10 protein-coding genes and 1 other RNA gene are annotated in these 15,896 nt (G+C 29.9%); 2 read left to right on the top strand and 9 right to left on the bottom strand.

The features are described from left to right. Positions 1-17: 17 nt before the first annotated feature. From H0I27_RS07365 to H0I27_RS07340, 6 genes are all read right to left on the bottom strand, one after another. Positions 18-1,496, bottom strand: a complete 1,479-nt coding sequence (locus H0I27_RS07365) for a SusD/RagB family nutrient-binding outer membrane lipoprotein (protein WP_218733211.1) — start codon at positions 1,494-1,496, stop codon at positions 18-20. Positions 1,497-1,501: 5 nt separating this feature from the next. Next, the gene (locus H0I27_RS07360) at positions 1,502-4,663 is read right to left on the bottom strand and encodes a SusC/RagA family TonB-linked outer membrane protein (protein ID WP_218733209.1); all 3,162 of its coding nucleotides are present in this window, start codon (positions 4,661-4,663) and stop codon (positions 1,502-1,504) included. A gap of 498 nt (positions 4,664-5,161) precedes the next feature. After that, positions 5,162-6,730, bottom strand: a complete 1,569-nt coding sequence (rny, locus tag H0I27_RS07355) for a ribonuclease Y (RefSeq protein WP_218733207.1) — start codon at positions 6,728-6,730, stop codon at positions 5,162-5,164. 48 nt (positions 6,731-6,778) lie between these two features. Beyond that, a non-coding RNA gene (gene ssrS, locus H0I27_RS07350) (6S RNA) lies at positions 6,779-6,887 on the bottom strand. A 56-nt stretch (positions 6,888-6,943) separates the two neighbouring features. Next, the gene (locus tag H0I27_RS07345) at positions 6,944-7,234 is read right to left on the bottom strand and encodes a cell division protein ZapA (RefSeq protein ID WP_068448476.1); all 291 of its coding nucleotides are present in this window, start codon (positions 7,232-7,234) and stop codon (positions 6,944-6,946) included. A 13-nt stretch (positions 7,235-7,247) separates the two neighbouring features. After that, complete coding sequence (locus tag H0I27_RS07340) at positions 7,248-7,538, bottom strand: hypothetical protein (protein ID WP_208888974.1); 291 nt, start codon at positions 7,536-7,538, stop codon at positions 7,248-7,250. Positions 7,539-7,650: 112 nt separating this feature from the next. On the opposite strand from H0I27_RS07340, the gene H0I27_RS07335 reads away from it, so the two are divergent. Then, positions 7,651-9,390: a M23 family metallopeptidase gene (locus tag H0I27_RS07335; RefSeq protein WP_218733205.1), complete on the top strand. Its 1,740-nt coding sequence runs from the start codon at positions 7,651-7,653 to the stop codon at positions 9,388-9,390. 7 nt (positions 9,391-9,397) lie between these two features. Beyond that, positions 9,398-11,845, top strand: a complete 2,448-nt coding sequence (locus tag H0I27_RS07330; protein ID WP_218733203.1) for a carboxypeptidase-like regulatory domain-containing protein — start codon at positions 9,398-9,400, stop codon at positions 11,843-11,845. Positions 11,846-11,904: 59 nt separating this feature from the next. On the opposite strand, the gene H0I27_RS07325 is transcribed toward H0I27_RS07330, so the two are convergent. The 3 genes from H0I27_RS07325 to H0I27_RS07315 all read right to left on the bottom strand — a co-directional run bounded on the left by H0I27_RS07325 (position 11,905) and on the right by H0I27_RS07315 (position 15,843). Then, positions 11,905-14,691 (bottom strand): T9SS type A sorting domain-containing protein, encoded by a 2,787-nt coding sequence (locus H0I27_RS07325; RefSeq protein ID WP_218733201.1) that lies wholly within the window; start codon positions 14,689-14,691, stop codon positions 11,905-11,907. 250 nt (positions 14,692-14,941) lie between these two features. After that, positions 14,942-15,334: a hypothetical protein gene (locus H0I27_RS07320; RefSeq protein ID WP_218733200.1), complete on the bottom strand. Its 393-nt coding sequence runs from the start codon at positions 15,332-15,334 to the stop codon at positions 14,942-14,944. Between the two features lie 101 nt (positions 15,335-15,435). Further along, complete coding sequence (locus H0I27_RS07315) at positions 15,436-15,843, bottom strand: helix-turn-helix transcriptional regulator (protein WP_218733198.1); 408 nt, start codon at positions 15,841-15,843, stop codon at positions 15,436-15,438. Between the last annotated feature and the right edge of the window lie 53 nt (positions 15,844-15,896).

Genomic DNA, 15,896 nt, shown 5'->3' with positions numbered 1-15,896 from the left:
TTTAGTTTGTTTTTCTTTTACTTTAACCACCAAGTCAATTCTCTAATTCCGTCATTAGAACCTCCAAATTGTCTATCAATAGCTTCCGTAACATTGGTAGCATTGTTATTGTATTCATCTAAAGGATAAATCCATCTTGTTGGAGGTGTATCTGAACCTAAATATGGAAATTCTGGATAACCTGTTCTTAAATGATCAAAATACATGTTCCATCCACCTTGTAAAAAAGAAGTCAAATATTTTTGAGTAAGAATTAATTCTAATTTTTCTTCGTCTTTAGTTGCATTTAAAAAGTTCACTTTTGTTCCTTCAATATAATTTACAGCTTCAGCTTGCGTATAATACGCTTCATAACCTTTTGCATACGTATTATAGAATTGGAAGTTTGCTTTAATTCCGTTTTCATAATAAATTTGAGCACTTGTTGAAGAAATCCATCCTTTTACTGCTGCTTCTGCCAAAATAAATTGAACCTCTGAAAAACTTAAAAGATTATGTGCCTCTGTTGTTGCGTCTGCTGTATACCTATCATTTACTTTAGATATATCTCCGGCTGCTGCCACTAAATTCACATCATTATAAGCCGCAATAGGATTTCCTCCTGCGTACGCAGTAAAATCATCTATAGACAAACCTGCTTCTTTTGCATTTTTAGTCTGACCTGCAATAGCAAATAATCGTTTATCATCTCTTTCTACCAACATATCTATAAAAGTAGATGCCATGTATAAACCAGAACCATACCCACTAGAATTGAATTCTGTATATCTAGAATCTACCACATCTACAAATTCTAAACGTGCACTTTCTTCTGGAGTTGCTATTATAGATTCTGAGTTGTAAATAGAAGCAAATTCATTTTTAATATTTATAGAAGAACTTCCTTCCTTTTTAGAAAGTGTCAACAAAACTTTTAAACGAAAAGAGTTTACTAACTTTTTCCATTTGCTAACATCTCCATTAAAAATAGGATCTCCAGTAATAATACTTGTTCCATCTAACAAAGTGTTTGCCATTTCTAACTCAGCTAAAACCCCTGTAAAAACCTCTTCTTGTGTACTGTATTTTGGTTGATATAAATCTTCCGTTTCTCCTTTTAAAGCGTCTGCATAAGGAACATCTCCAAAAGTTAACGCCAAATCATAAAAATAATAAGCTTTAAAAAAGTAACCGATTCCTTTGTAAGAATCATCTTCTATTCTATCTGCTTCTTCCATCATTTTGGTAACCTGTCTTAAGCTATTGTATCCATCAAAACTAGCTCTGTCCCATTTATAAAATTGCGAAGTACTCTCGCCATCCGTTTGTACAATCATTCTTGAAGCATACATTGCCCCTGTTCCTTTTACCTGAAAAGCAGATGTTACAATGTTAGTTAGTAATAAATCTGGATGTGTTACACTTACTTTATTTGGATTGTCATTGATGTCTAAATCTTCACAAGAAGAGACTACAACAGTCATCATTAAAAATAATATTATCTTAAAATTTTTCATTTTTATTAAAATTTAAAAGTTAAACCTAAACCTAAATATCTTGTAGAAGGATCTTGTAAATTATCATCATTTCCGTAATCTGGATCAATGATATCTGCCTTTTTTAAGATGAATAAGTTGTAACCATTTATACTTGCATTAATTTGTTTAATTCCTTTTACTTTTAACACATTTGTTAAATCGTAACTTAAAGCAACGGTTCTTAATTTAAGGTAAGATCTGTCGAATACATTGGCAAAAGTTTCGCTTTCTTCTTCTGTAACTTGCGCTCTATATGGATAGTTTTGAGACCAAGATTGCCAGCTTACTGGAGAAATATGTGTTGCATACGTTCTTGTATCTGATGTTACATTTCCGTTTAAATCTCTTTGCACAGAACCACCAGTTACATTTACACCTGTTGGCACATATACTGTTCCAATTCCGTTTGCATATTCTGAATCTCTATATTCTGTTGAGTTTGGATGTTTACCACCCCACCACATTTTTTCTACAGTTAAAGATCTCATTAAACCTCCCCAAACACCATCAACACCAACTTTTAATGAAAAGCATTTGTATTTAAAAGTGTTTTCTAAACCAAATCTAAAGTCAGGGTTTTTATTTCCTATATTTTGTTCATATGGATTTTTAGTTGGCATCCCTGTATTAGAATCTAAAATTAATTCTCCTTCTGCAGATTTTTCCCAAACGGTTGCATAATATGCATCAGTTCTATCATTTAAACGTAAACTATTGTATTGTTCTGCTCCTTCATCTAACCTTGTTAAACGCTGTACCTTTTTAGACCAGTTTGCTAAAACATCCCATCTAAAATCTGTATTTTTAATTGGAGTTGCTCTTACAGAAACTTCAAAACCATTGGTTGTAAATTGGTGTGCATTTTCTTTTCTTGATGAAAAACCAGAACCCAAAGAAATTGGTAAATCTATAATTGAATTTTCGTCAATAGCATTATAATACGCAAAATCTAACCCTATTCTATTATTTAAAAAACCTGCACTTAAACCTAATTCTACATTGGTTGTTAAAGATCCTTCTATATCTGGATTTACCAAACTCCCTGAATACGACAACTCTGGACTTCCATCAAAAGTACCCGCGTTGTCATAATAAGAATTTATTTGATATGCACTTAAAGATCTCTTTACTTGCGCCCAAGAACCAAAAGCTTTTAAATAGTTGATAGATTCTGGTAATTCAATCCATTCTGAAACAATAGTACTTAATGAAACTGAAGGATAAAATAAAGAATTATTATCTGTTGGTAATGTAGAGTGCTTATCTGTTCTACCTGTAAATGTTAAAAATAACTTGTTATCAAAATCTAATTCTAACATTCCGTATAAACTGTTTACAGACCTTTCAGAAAAATCTGTACTTGCTATAACGTTTCCTTTTGTATTATTTAAACTATATAATTCTGGTACAATAATACCATCTGTAGCATTGTATTCTTGTTGGTATTTATGATATTCTGATGAAGCTCCTGCATTTAGACTTAAAGAAAATTTATCTGTAATTTCTTTATTATAGGTCGCTAATACATTATAATCTACATCCACAGAATTGGTATTCCAAGTTTTGTAATCTCCATCTCTAGGGTCACCATAGTTTAAATAAGATTTCGGACTTTCTCTGTTTTCAAAACGGTCTTTCATAACTGCAGAACCCATTGCCTGAATACTAAAATCGTCTGAAATTTGATAATTTAATTTTAATTGTCCGTTTAAAACATTAGAGTCGTATCGCTGATTTAATTCATTAGCAGCAAAATACACGTTATTATACCAAGCGTAATTAAAGTTTGCTTGTCTATATCCTTCTTGACCTGGAATGTATCTGTGTTCATTTAATTCTTGACCATTTACATCATCTCCCATCCAAATTAAGATAGTGTACATGTGATTTTTTGGTCCGTAACCATGTCTTGGATAATTAGGAGAGAAAACTTTGTTATACGCCAATTTACTATCTAAGGTTAATTTATCTGATAACTTTGTTGTTGAATTAAAAGTTAATCCTCCTGTTTTTAAATCGGTATTTGGCACTCTACCGGTATGCGATTTGTAGTTACCAGATAATCTATAAGACCCATTTTTAGAGGAATTTGCTACAGAAAAAGAAGTCGTATTGATAACTCCTGTCCTTAAAAAGTCTTTTAAATTATTATGATATTCCCAATCAATTGGCACTCTAGAATAACGAGATTTATCATCATATTTTGTTCCACTTACATCTCCCCACCAAGGAGTAACATCACCAGAAATATTGTCTTTAATAGGACTATTCCATTGTGCTATTTTTACTCCAGGCTCAAATTTTGGTCCCCAAATCATATCTCCATCAGAAATACCACCATCCTGTCCGTCCCAAAACTCATATTGACCGTTAGAACCATTTCCATATTCTGTTTGTGTTTCTGGAAACACAGTAAAACCAGCACTCACCATGGTATTATGAGAAACTGTTATTTCTAATCCGTCAGATTTTTGACCTTTAGATGTGGTAATTTGTATCGCCCCATTTCCTCCTCTATATCCATATAAAGCAGATGCAGAAGTTCCTTTTAAAACCGTAATATCTACAATATCGTCTGGAGAAATGTCATAAAAATCTGTGCTAACAGGAATCCCATCCACCACAATTAATGGAGATTTCCCTCTTAAAGAAAAAGAAGGTGCCTGAAATAAACCTGTTGGATTACTAACTGTTAAACCAGCAACTTTACCAGTAATTAAACCAGCAGCATTTGGAGCAACAACTTCTTTAATAATAGAAGCATCTACTCTTTGAGTAGCATAACCAACTTTCTTTTGTTCTCTTTTAATACCTAAAGCCGTAACAATTACCTCACTTAAAGCATTAACCTCTGGTAACATTGTAATGGTAATATTTTTTCTATTTCCAATAACAATATCTTGACTTTGATACCCAAGAAATTCTACTCTTAAAATACTGTTTTGATCTGTAAATTCTATTTTAAAATTCCCATCAAAATCAGAGGTAGTCCATTTATTATCTTTAATTATATGAACACTTGCTTCTGGCAACAAAGCGCCTGTTTCATCTATTATTTTCCCTGTTAAGACTTGCTGAGAAAAAGCTGCAGTCCCAAGAAAAAGTGACATTAAAATTAAAAATTTACTTAAAATTTTGTGTTTCATTTTGTAGTTAGTTTAGTTTTGTTATTGAACTACAAAGCAAAAAATATTAAGTTAAATCAACCTAAAATGAACGTTAGCATACTGCAAGTAAAACCACTAATTAGCTTACCATTTTGTTAAGTAGAGATGGTTTTCTGATTTTATATTAACATTAATTTAAGAAACATGGAGATAAAAAAACCTTAAGAATACACTAAAGGCTAATTAATTTTTAATTTATCGGGTTCTCCAACACCTTTCTTATAAGGCATTTAAAATCCTAGTTTAAGAAAATATTTACTTATTTTCAGTGGGTTTTATCTTAGTAAATACTACAAATATTTACTCTATAAAAAAGCTTCGCTAATGTTACAACAAAGAAGGTAAAGGACTAGAAACACAAATATTAAGAAATGTATATAAGCAAAAATCCCCACCATAAACATGGTAGGGATTTTTAAAAATATTTTGATAATACAAAAGTCTACCTTCTTTGGGAAGGATAAGAATGGGCTTTATCTACTTCGCCACATTAACCGCTCTTGTTTCTCTAATAACAGTTACTTTTACTTGACCTGGATATGTCATATCGTTTTGTATTTTCTGAGAAATACTAAAAGATAACTCAGCAGCTTTGGTATCATTTACCTTACCACTCTCTACCATTACACGTAATTCACGTCCTGCCTGAATAGCATACGCTTTTTGAACACCTGGAAAACCAAATGCAATATTTTCTAAATCTTTTAAACGTTGAATGTAAGAATCTAAAACCTGACGTCTTGCTCCTGGTCTTGCTCCTGAAATAGCATCACAAACTTGTACAATTGGTGCTATTAAAGTTTTCATTTCAATTTCATCGTGGTGCGCTCCAATTGCATTACAAACATCCGGTTTTTCACCATATTTCTCAGCCCATTCCATACCTAACAATGCGTGTGGAAGTTCGCTTTCTGTATCTGGCACTTTACCAATATCGTGTAATAAACCAGCGCGTTTTGCTACTTTTGCATTTAAGCCCATTTCCGAAGCCATAATACCACAAAGATTTGCTACTTCACGCGAGTGCTGTAATAAATTCTGACCATAAGAAGAACGATATTTCATTCTACCCACCGTTTTTATCAATTCTGGATGCAATCCGTGGATACCTAACTCTATTACAGTTCTTTTACCAACTTCAATAATTTCTTGGGTAATTTGATTCTCTGTCTTTTTAACAACCTCTTCAATTCTTGCTGGGTGAATTCTACCATCGGTTACTAACTTATGCATAGACAATCTTGCAATCTCTCTACGAACAGGGTCAAAACAAGAAAGGATAATTGCTTCCGGAGTATCATCTACGATGATTTCTACACCAGTTGCTGCTTCTAAAGCTCTAATGTTACGTCCTTCTCTACCAATAATTCTACCTTTAACATCGTCTGACTCTAAGTTAAATACAGACACACAGTTTTCTACTGCTTGCTCTACACCTACTCTTTGTATGGTTCCTAAAACTACTTTTCTAGCTTCTTGTTCTGCTGTTAACTTCGCTTCTTCAATAGAAGTTTGTACAAAAGCCATTGCCTCTGTTTTTGCTTCGTCTTTTAAAGAAGTAATCAATTCTTTTTTGGCTTCTTCTGCCGATAAACCAGAAATTTGCTCTAGCATGTCTACATGACGCTTGTGCATTTTTTCTAATTCTGATTCTTTATTTTCTAAAAAGTCTAATTTTTTATTAAACTCTCCTTCTTTGTGTTCTAAAGATTTATTTAACCTTTTATTTTTATCTACTTCAGAGGCAACTTGAGACTCTCTATCTCTAATACGTTTCTCTACATCAGAAATCTTTTTCTCTCTAGTAAGAATTACTTTTTCATGCTCAGCCTTTAATTCAATAAATTTTTCCTTTGCCTGTAATATCTTTTCTTTTTTTACAGAATCGGCATCTATCTTAGCTTCTTTTAAGATTGTTGCGGCCTCTTTTCTAGTGCCACTAAGTATTTTTTTTCCTTTTGCTTTTTCCATCGCTTTAGCGATCAAAAATCCACCTGCAATTCCTATCAAAACTCCCACAATAATGGGAAGTATCATTCCATCCATAATTTAAATTTAATATATAAAAAAAAGCCTACATTAGTGAGGTTTTTTAAACTCCAAATATGGTTACTTATAGGACTAACTAACTGTTCAAGGATCCATTCTAGATGGCTTGCTATAGTAGTTAAGACTCATCCTTCATAATTGAATCGTGTTGAGTTTAATAAACAATGTACTAACGTAGGCAGTGTGTTGTTAATGTATATTTTAAAGAACTTATTTTAAATGAGAATCAACCAAATTAGTCAACTCTTTTATTTTATCTACTACTTCTCTATCTGTAGAATCCTTTTCTAATGAAGTTATTTCTGCTTTTGATGCAAACTGTAACGCACACATAGCTAAAACATCTTGTTTATCACTTACTGCGTAATTTTCTTCATACATAGAAATTAATTTATTAATAGCAGTTGCGGCTTTTCTCATGCCTTCTTCCTCTTTAGTGTTGTTCACACTTAAAGGGTAAGTTCTACCTGCTATAACAATATTAATTTTAAGTTTTCCCACAATTTAATGAACTTTATTTGTGTAACTGTATGATACACTTGTCGATTTCTCGAATTAAAGTATTTATTTTGAGTTTTGTATCTCTTGTATTTGTACCACTGCCGTCTATAGTTTTGGCAACCTTAAGCAATTCATATTCTTTTTTCTGCGCTGCTAATAATTGCTCTCTTTCTTTTAATTGATGTTGTAATTTACTTGTATTCTGAAGCAGAATTTCATTTTCATTCTTCAAAAATTCATAATTTGACAATAAGCTTTCTAACTTATCTTCCAGTAAATGAATTGCCTCAATTGTATTACCCATCTATATTTTAAGAATAAAACTATAACTACAAAGTTAACATTCTGTTTTAAACTTTACAACATTTTGTTGCTTATTTTATTAAAAAACTAAAGATTAACTCTTTAACTAAAAAATGATTTTCCCTATTTTTGCAGAAAACATTTTCATTTTGAGACAAACCCTATTGTTATTCACATTCTTATCTGCTTTTTTTAGTTTTTCACAAGAAAAATACCCAAAAGACTATTTTAGAAACCCCTTAGGCATCCCTACTATTTTATCAGGTACTTTTGGCGAATTAAGAAGTAATCACTTTCATTCTGGAGTAGATATAAAAACCCAAGGAAGAGAAGGCTTAAAAATATATGCAGCTGCAGAAGGTTATATTTCTAGAATAAAAGTTGCTCAATATGGTTTTGGAAAAGCGATTTATATTACGCATCCAAACGGATTTACAACCGTGTATGCCCACATCAGTAAATATGCTGATAAAATACAAGAGTATGTAAAAGCGATACAATACAAAAAGGAAAATTATGAAACCGGTAATTTATTTTTAAAACCAGATCAATTTCCTATAAAAAAAGGAGAAATCATTGCTTTTTCTGGTGATACTGGTAGTTCTGGTGGACCTCATTTACACTTCGAAATAAGAGATACAAGTACAGAACACATTATTAATCCTTTGTTTTTTGGGTTGAAACCTATTGATACAAATCCACCTACTTTTTTAGCATTAAAAGTGTATCCACTAGACCAGAATGCTAGAATTAATAATAAAAATAGAAGTACGGTTATATCTCTAAAGAGTATAGAAAAAGGAAAATATAAAGTGGGTAAAATTGCTGCTTCTGGACATATTGGTTTTAGTGTAAATGTTTTTGACCAATTAGACAAAGCATACAATAAAAATGGAATATTTAGTTTAGAAATGCTTGTTAATGGAAAACGTTTTTATCATCATGATGTAGAAACATTTTCTTTTGCAGAAAGTAAATTCATCAACTTACATATAGATTATCCGCACTATAAAAAATATAAGAAAAAATATCAGAAAACCTATAAAGAAAAAGCCAATAAACTATCTACATATAAGGGATTAATAGATAATGGCATATTAAATATTGAAAATGGATTGAATTACAATATAGAAATTATTGCAAAAGACTATAAAGGAAATACAAGTACCTTAAAAATTCCCATTACTGGAGTAAAAAACAACACCATTTTTACACAACCAAAAGACACCACTGCCTATAAAATAGTTGCTAAAAACTTTCAAAAGTTTAAAGAAGAAAATGTTACAGTTGCTTTTCCTAAGAATACTTTTTATGAAGATGTATATTTAGATTTTAAGGTTGATAAAGGCGTTGCTAAAATTCATACTCCTAATATTCCTTTAGATAAAAGTTTTACATTAACTTTTAATGTTTCTAAATATTCTGAAGCCGAAAAAAAACAACTTTATATAGCGAATGTAGAAAACTCAAAATATCCATATTACCTGAGCACTCGAAAAAAGGACAGTACGTTTTATACAACCACTAAAACATTGGGGAAATATGCTTTAGTTTCAGATACTCATAAGCCTAAAGCTAGCGTCTTGTATTTTAAAAATAACGATTGGATTTCTAAAAGAGAAACTATTAAAGTAAAGATTTCTGATATTGGTTCTGGAATTAAAAACTATAGAGCTACTTTAGATGGAGAATGGATTTTAATGGAATACAATCATAAAAAAAGAATATTAACCTATAACTTTAGTGATAAAAAATTGGTTGGTAGCAAACATATCTTTAAAATTGTAGTCTCAGACAATGTTGGGAATACGAATACACTTTCTACAACGTTCTTTAAAAAACAAGTAAACTAAAACCTACGTGAAAAAAATCTTACTCTTTTTATACTTTCTCCCTGTTTTTGCTTTTGCTCAAAAAACAACAATCCTTAAAGGAACTGTTAATGATAAAAACAAACAACCTATTGAACAAGTTTCTATAAAGTATAACAACGTTGGTACTACCACAGATAAAAATGGAAACTACTCTATTCGAATTCCTTTTAAAGAAGAAATCACCTTAGTTTTTAGCCATTTATCCTATAGAACTTTTACTAAAAAATATATTGGAAACAGCAGAAACGGTGTCCGTTACTCTGTTGTTCTTTCTTCAAAAACAGAAAAATTAAAAGAAATTATAATTAAAGACAATGTAAGAAATGCCCAAGGTATAAAGAAGATTGATGTTGCTGTTGTTAAAAATGTAATTGGACCCAATGCGGGTGTAGAAAACGTATTAATGACTTTACCCGGTGTTAGCAATAACAACGAATTAAGCACACAATACAATGTAAGAGGTGGTAATTTTGATGAAAACTTGGTATATGTAAACGGAATTGAAATTTACAGACCTTTTTTAATTAGATCTGGTCAGCAAGAAGGCTTAAGTTTTATCAACTCTAATATGGTGCAGAATATTAATTTTTCTGCTGGTGGATTTCAAGCAAAATATGGAGATAAATTATCTTCTGTTTTAGATATTACCTACAAGAAACCTACAGAAACGGCTACGACAATAGATGCAAGTTTACTAGGTGCAAGCGTTACTTTTGAAGGTAATTTTCTAAATAAAAAACTAAGTACAATTACAGGTGTTAGATATAGAGACAATAGCTTATTTGTAAATAGTAAACAAATTGAAACTAATTTTAGACCACAATTTACAGACGTACAAACCTATTTATCTTATGAGTTTTCAGAAAAATTTACATTAAATTTTCTAGGAAATTTTTCTTTGAACGATTATAATTATCAACCAATTTCTAGAAGAACACGTTTTGGTACGGTTGCAGCCCCTTTAGAATTAATCGTTTTTTACTCAGGACAAGAGCAAGATAAATATTTAACGATGTTTGGTGCTTTTTCTGCGGATTATAAAGTGAATGACAACTTTACATTAACAACTACAGCGTCTAGATACAACACACAAGAAGAAGAGCATTTTGATATTGCTGCAGCCTATAATTTAGGCGAAGTTGACGCTAATATTGGTTCAGAAAATTTTGGAGAAGTAGATTTCTCTCAAGGAATTGGCTCACAGTTAAACCATGCTCGTAACGATTTAGATGCAGTAATTACCAATATTCAAATAAAAGGAACTATCAAGAAAGATGATATACAATGGAGTTTTGGAGCAAAATATCAAAAAGAAGACATTAGAGATCGTATTAGAGAATGGGAAATGATCGATTCTTTAGGCTTTTCTATAAGACCTCCAAACCATACCTCTAACAATCAACCTTATGAAGCTTTTGAAGGTGAAATCACTCCTTATCAAAACATCAGAAAAGATAATAACGTTGCCATTAATAGAGTTTCTGCCTTTGTACAATTTAATCAACGTTCATTTTGGAATGAACATGAAGTTTTTTATAATTTAGGACTTAGAGCTCAAAGTTGGTCAGTTACAGGAAACGATATCGAATCTAAAAACCAGACAATTATTAGTCCTAGAGGTCAACTTGCTATCAAACCAAATTGGGACAAAGATATGCTGTTTCGAATTTCTGGTGGATGGTATTCTCAACCCCCTTCATATAGAGAATTAAGAGATTTTAATGGTGATATTAATGTAGATGTAAAAGCTCAAAAATCGATTCACTTCGTTACAGGAATGGATTATAGTTTTGATATGTGGGACAGACCTTTTAAATTAACTACAGAATTCTATTACAAAGATTTATCTGATGTAAATGCCTATTCTATAGACAATGTTAGAATACGATATAGAGCAGATAATGTTACCAAAGCTTATGCCACCGGATTGGACGTTCGCTTAAATGGTGAATTTGTTCCTGGTAGCGAAAGTTGGGTAAGTTTAGGCTATTTAAAAACAGAGGAAAATATTGATAATCGAGGTTATATTGCAAGACCTTCTGACCAACGTATCAAATTCGGAATTCTTTTTCAAGATTATGTACCCAATTTACCTAATCTAAAAGCGTATTTAAACTTGGTGTATAATACAGGAGTTCCTGGAGGCTCTCCTTCTTATGCAGATGTGTATAACTACCAAAGTCGTTTAAGAGATTATAAACGTGCAGATTTAGGCGTTTCTTATATTTTTGTGGATGCTAATAAACAATATGAAACAGGTTGGTTATCTAAATTTAAAGAATTATCCGCAGGTTTAGAGCTTTTTAATATGTTTGATATTCAAAATTCAATTACCAACACTTGGGTAAGAGATGTATATTCTAAAACACAATTCGGGATTCCGAATTATATGACAGGAAGAGTTTTAAACTTTAAAGTTGGCATGAAATTTTAAATAAAAGAAAACGAGTTCAATTAAATTGAACTCGTTTTTTATTTAAAGACTACTTTACTTTAATCTTTTATAACTTTTTTAATTAATACCCCTTTGTCCGTTGATATTTTCAAAAAATAAACACCTGTTGAAAATTTTTCAACATTTATCAACTCTTTTTTACTCAGTAACATTTTTTTTCCCATAAAATTATATATTTCTACACTTTGTAACTGTATACTATTTAATAATGAAATTTGAATCTTTGATAGTATCGGATTAGGATAAATAGCAATATTTTCTTTCAAAAAACTATCAGTAGATAAAGCTGCTGCTGCACAATCTGTACTGTAATTTGCTGTTGTATCTTTCTGCCAGTTTGTATTAGCCGTTGCAATAGCAACATCATCAACCTGAATACAGCTTAAATTAGGATTACCGATAGCACTAAAGGTTGTTAAACTACTATTTGATTCGTTATTTAAATTTAAATACGTTAATTTATTATTAGATATATCAAAATCTATAATACTTGTTATGTTAGAAATATCTGCTTTTTCTATTAAATTATTAGCAACATTTAAAACTTTTATTCCGGTACCTGTTCTATTAACCACTCTTTTTTCTGCAGTACTTTTTGATGAAAGTATAACAGATTCTCCATTTAAAAAACTACTAATATCTGTAATACTATTTTCTGAAACATCAATACTTGCTGCGTTTGAAAAAGCCTCTAATCCTATTACAGAAATTATATTTTGACCACTTAAATCTAAATCACCTGTAAATTCTTGAGCTTCTTCATAAGTAATTACTCCATCACTATTAGCGTCTAAACCAACTACTGTTAATAAAGCTGTTTCAAGGTTTTCATCTTCTGTATATACCTCCCACTCTGCACCACAATTTGTATTAAAGTTTACAGATTCGTCTATACTTGTCCAATTAATTGCAGAAAACGTAACATCATCAACGGCAATACAAGATAAATTTGCATTGTTAGTAATATCAAACTCAACAATTGCTGTATTATTTCCGTTTTTTAAATAAGCTCTTTCTAGTAAGTTGTCGTTTAAAAATAATTTTGTGACACTTGTATTTTTAGAAATATCAATATTTTCTAGTTTATTATTATTTAAATAAACTTCCTGTAATAATGTGTTTTTAGAAATATCTACAGTTCTTAAATTGTTTTGTCCTAATAATAGTTGTGTTAAATTTATATTCTTAGAAACATCCACATCGCTTACATCTGAGTTTGATAAATCTATTCTATTTAATGCTGTATTATTAGAAAAATCATAAGTAGGTATTTCTGGATTATCTGTAGATCTAAAATCATATAGTTTTATGTTATTAGAAATATCTATTGTTTTTAAATTAGTTTCAGAAACATACAATCTTTGTAAATCTACTAGCTGCGTAACATCAATGGTAGAAATTGCCGTTTTCCATAAATGAATTCTATATAATTTTAAATTATTTGAGAAATCTATAGCAGATAAATTATAATTCCAATCTAGTTCTAATTCTTCTAAATCTGTGTTATTAGAAATATCTAAAGCACTTAGGTTATTTATGTTTAACCATAATTTTTTTAATAGTAAATTATTTGTTACATCTATTTCTGTTATCTGATTACTACCTGCATATAGAGATTCTAAACTTGTTAGAGAAGTAATATCTAAAGCTGTTAATTGATTGGTATAAATACTTAAATAAGAAAGCTTAGTATTATTAGATAAATCTACCGTTGTTAAGTTGTTTTCGCTAACATTTAAACCCGTAATATTCTTAAATGCTGCTATACCAGTTAAATTATCTATACCTAAAGCCTCTAAAGTTATAGTACCTGTTACTGCTTCTGCTTCAGAAACTTGAATCTCAGTATCTCCATTACTATTTATAGTATTGTCTGCCACTAAAGCTGTTTTCATATTATAATCTGGTATACTAACAGGGGCAGGAATATTACAATCTGTATTAAAATTAGCTACTGTGTCAATTAACTCCCAATTTGTAGTAGAAAAACTTACGTCATCTACTTGTATACAAGTTAAATTAGCATTATTATTTGCAGAAAAATAGGTGAAATAAGAGTTATTGCCATTTTTCACATTCAATGCTTCTAAATTATTATCATTAGAACTAAAAGCAAATAATTTACTATTCTTAGAAACATCTAAATAGGTTATTTGATTATAACCTACTCTTAAATCTTCTAAATCTACTAACATAGAAACATCTATAGACGTAAGTAGATTACCATAAATGTCTATTCTTCTTAATTTTGTATTTTTTGATAAATTAATTGTTGACAGTTGATTATTACTAGTATATAACCATTCTAATTCTTTATTATTTGTAACATCTAAATTTGATATTAGATTCTCATGCACAAATAAATCTACCAAATTCACCAACATAGAAACCTCTATAGTTGTAATTTGATTTCTCATAATTCCAAAACGTTCTAAAGCTGTGTTGTTAGACACATCAATAGTTGTTAATTGATTGTCATTTAAAAACAAATTGGTTAACGCTGTGTTTTGACTTAAATCTATTGAAGTTAATTCATTTATTCCTGCTTCCAAGGAAACCAAATTAGCCATTGCTTCAATTCCTTGTAAACTTTTAATTTTAGCTGAAACGTTAGGTAACAAAGTATTATTTTCCGGATCTTGAATATTTAAACTATCTATAACTTGTGCTTCTGATATTAAAATATTTCCATTTAATCCATTCGAATCAAAACCTAAATCGATTAAAGCTTGTTCAAAGTTTGTATCTGGAATCGCAATTGTTTGAGAAAATAAATTAAGACTCAAAAAAAATAATGTTGCGAAAAGAAGTATTTTTGTTTTCATTTTTTATATAAGTTAAATTAGTATTTAAAATAAATAAAAATGAAAACAATCTACAATACCTATATATGAGTATTTTTAACAAAAACAAGCGCTGACAAAAAGTAATTCTTTTAATTCTATACGCTGTTTTAATAATTTTATTCTAATAGCTAAGCAGCATGTGCTTTCATTTTTACTTTAGTAATAATATCTTCAATCACCTCTTTTTCATCAATTAGAAAAGTTGGAATGAAGTTTTGGTTTTAGACTACTATTTAAAACAATCAGACTTTTTAGGAAAATTGTTAGGATTTACCAAATCTCTTCTATAAAATAAAACCTGACCAATAGAAATGTTAGATTTCTTTGCAGACATACCTAAAAACAACTCCTTTTTACCTTTTTTGGCAAAATCGTAAGTTAAATCTTGATGCAACGCTTTTTGAACGCCTTTATATCTATAACAAACTAAAAGTCCATAAACACCAGAGGTTTTGGTAGGTTTTTTCGCTGTCATATCATAAGTATTTGGTGTTATTATTAATCGAGCATTACCATATTCATTTTCCTCTAACAGGGTTTTTACGTTTGTAATTGCCTGTGAATTGATATTTTGAGTTATAAACATTAAGCTAACTATAAATAATATTATTACTTTTTTCATTTTATTTAAATTTAATAATTATTACACTCTTTTTTTAATATAAAAAGTGAACACGTTTTAATTTGCCCACTTTTTTCATTCAAACAAATTTACTTCTCCTTTTATAATTTATCAAAGACATTAAATGCATTTGCATATTTATACAAATCAAAAATGGATTCTAACTCCAATTTTTGTTTTATATTTTTTCTATGCGTACTAACAGTTGTCGGCTCTATGAAAAGCTGTGTTGCAATCTTATTTGTTGTATTTCCTTGAACAACCAATTTAAAAATTTGAAGTTCTTTGTTTGTTAATGAATTAAATTTAGATTTATTCAATTTTTTAAAACGCTTTTCTTCTTGTAAATTTTCAGAAAACTTACTAAGCGTAGACAAATCGTGTAAATTTAAATTATAAAAACTAAGAAAATCTTCTATAAGGTTTATTGGTATTTCTTTATCTTTAATTTGATATTTATTACCAATAATTTTTAATTCATTATAATCATATAATTTTTTAACTTCCATATTTTTTTCTTTTTCATCTACAAAATTAAGAGGAAGTCATAAAAAAAAACCAT

The organism is Polaribacter sp. HaHaR_3_91 (genome assembly GCF_019278525.1).
Classification (GTDB): domain Bacteria; phylum Bacteroidota; class Bacteroidia; order Flavobacteriales; family Flavobacteriaceae; genus Polaribacter.
This window is presented reverse-complemented; position numbering and strand designations above follow the sequence as displayed.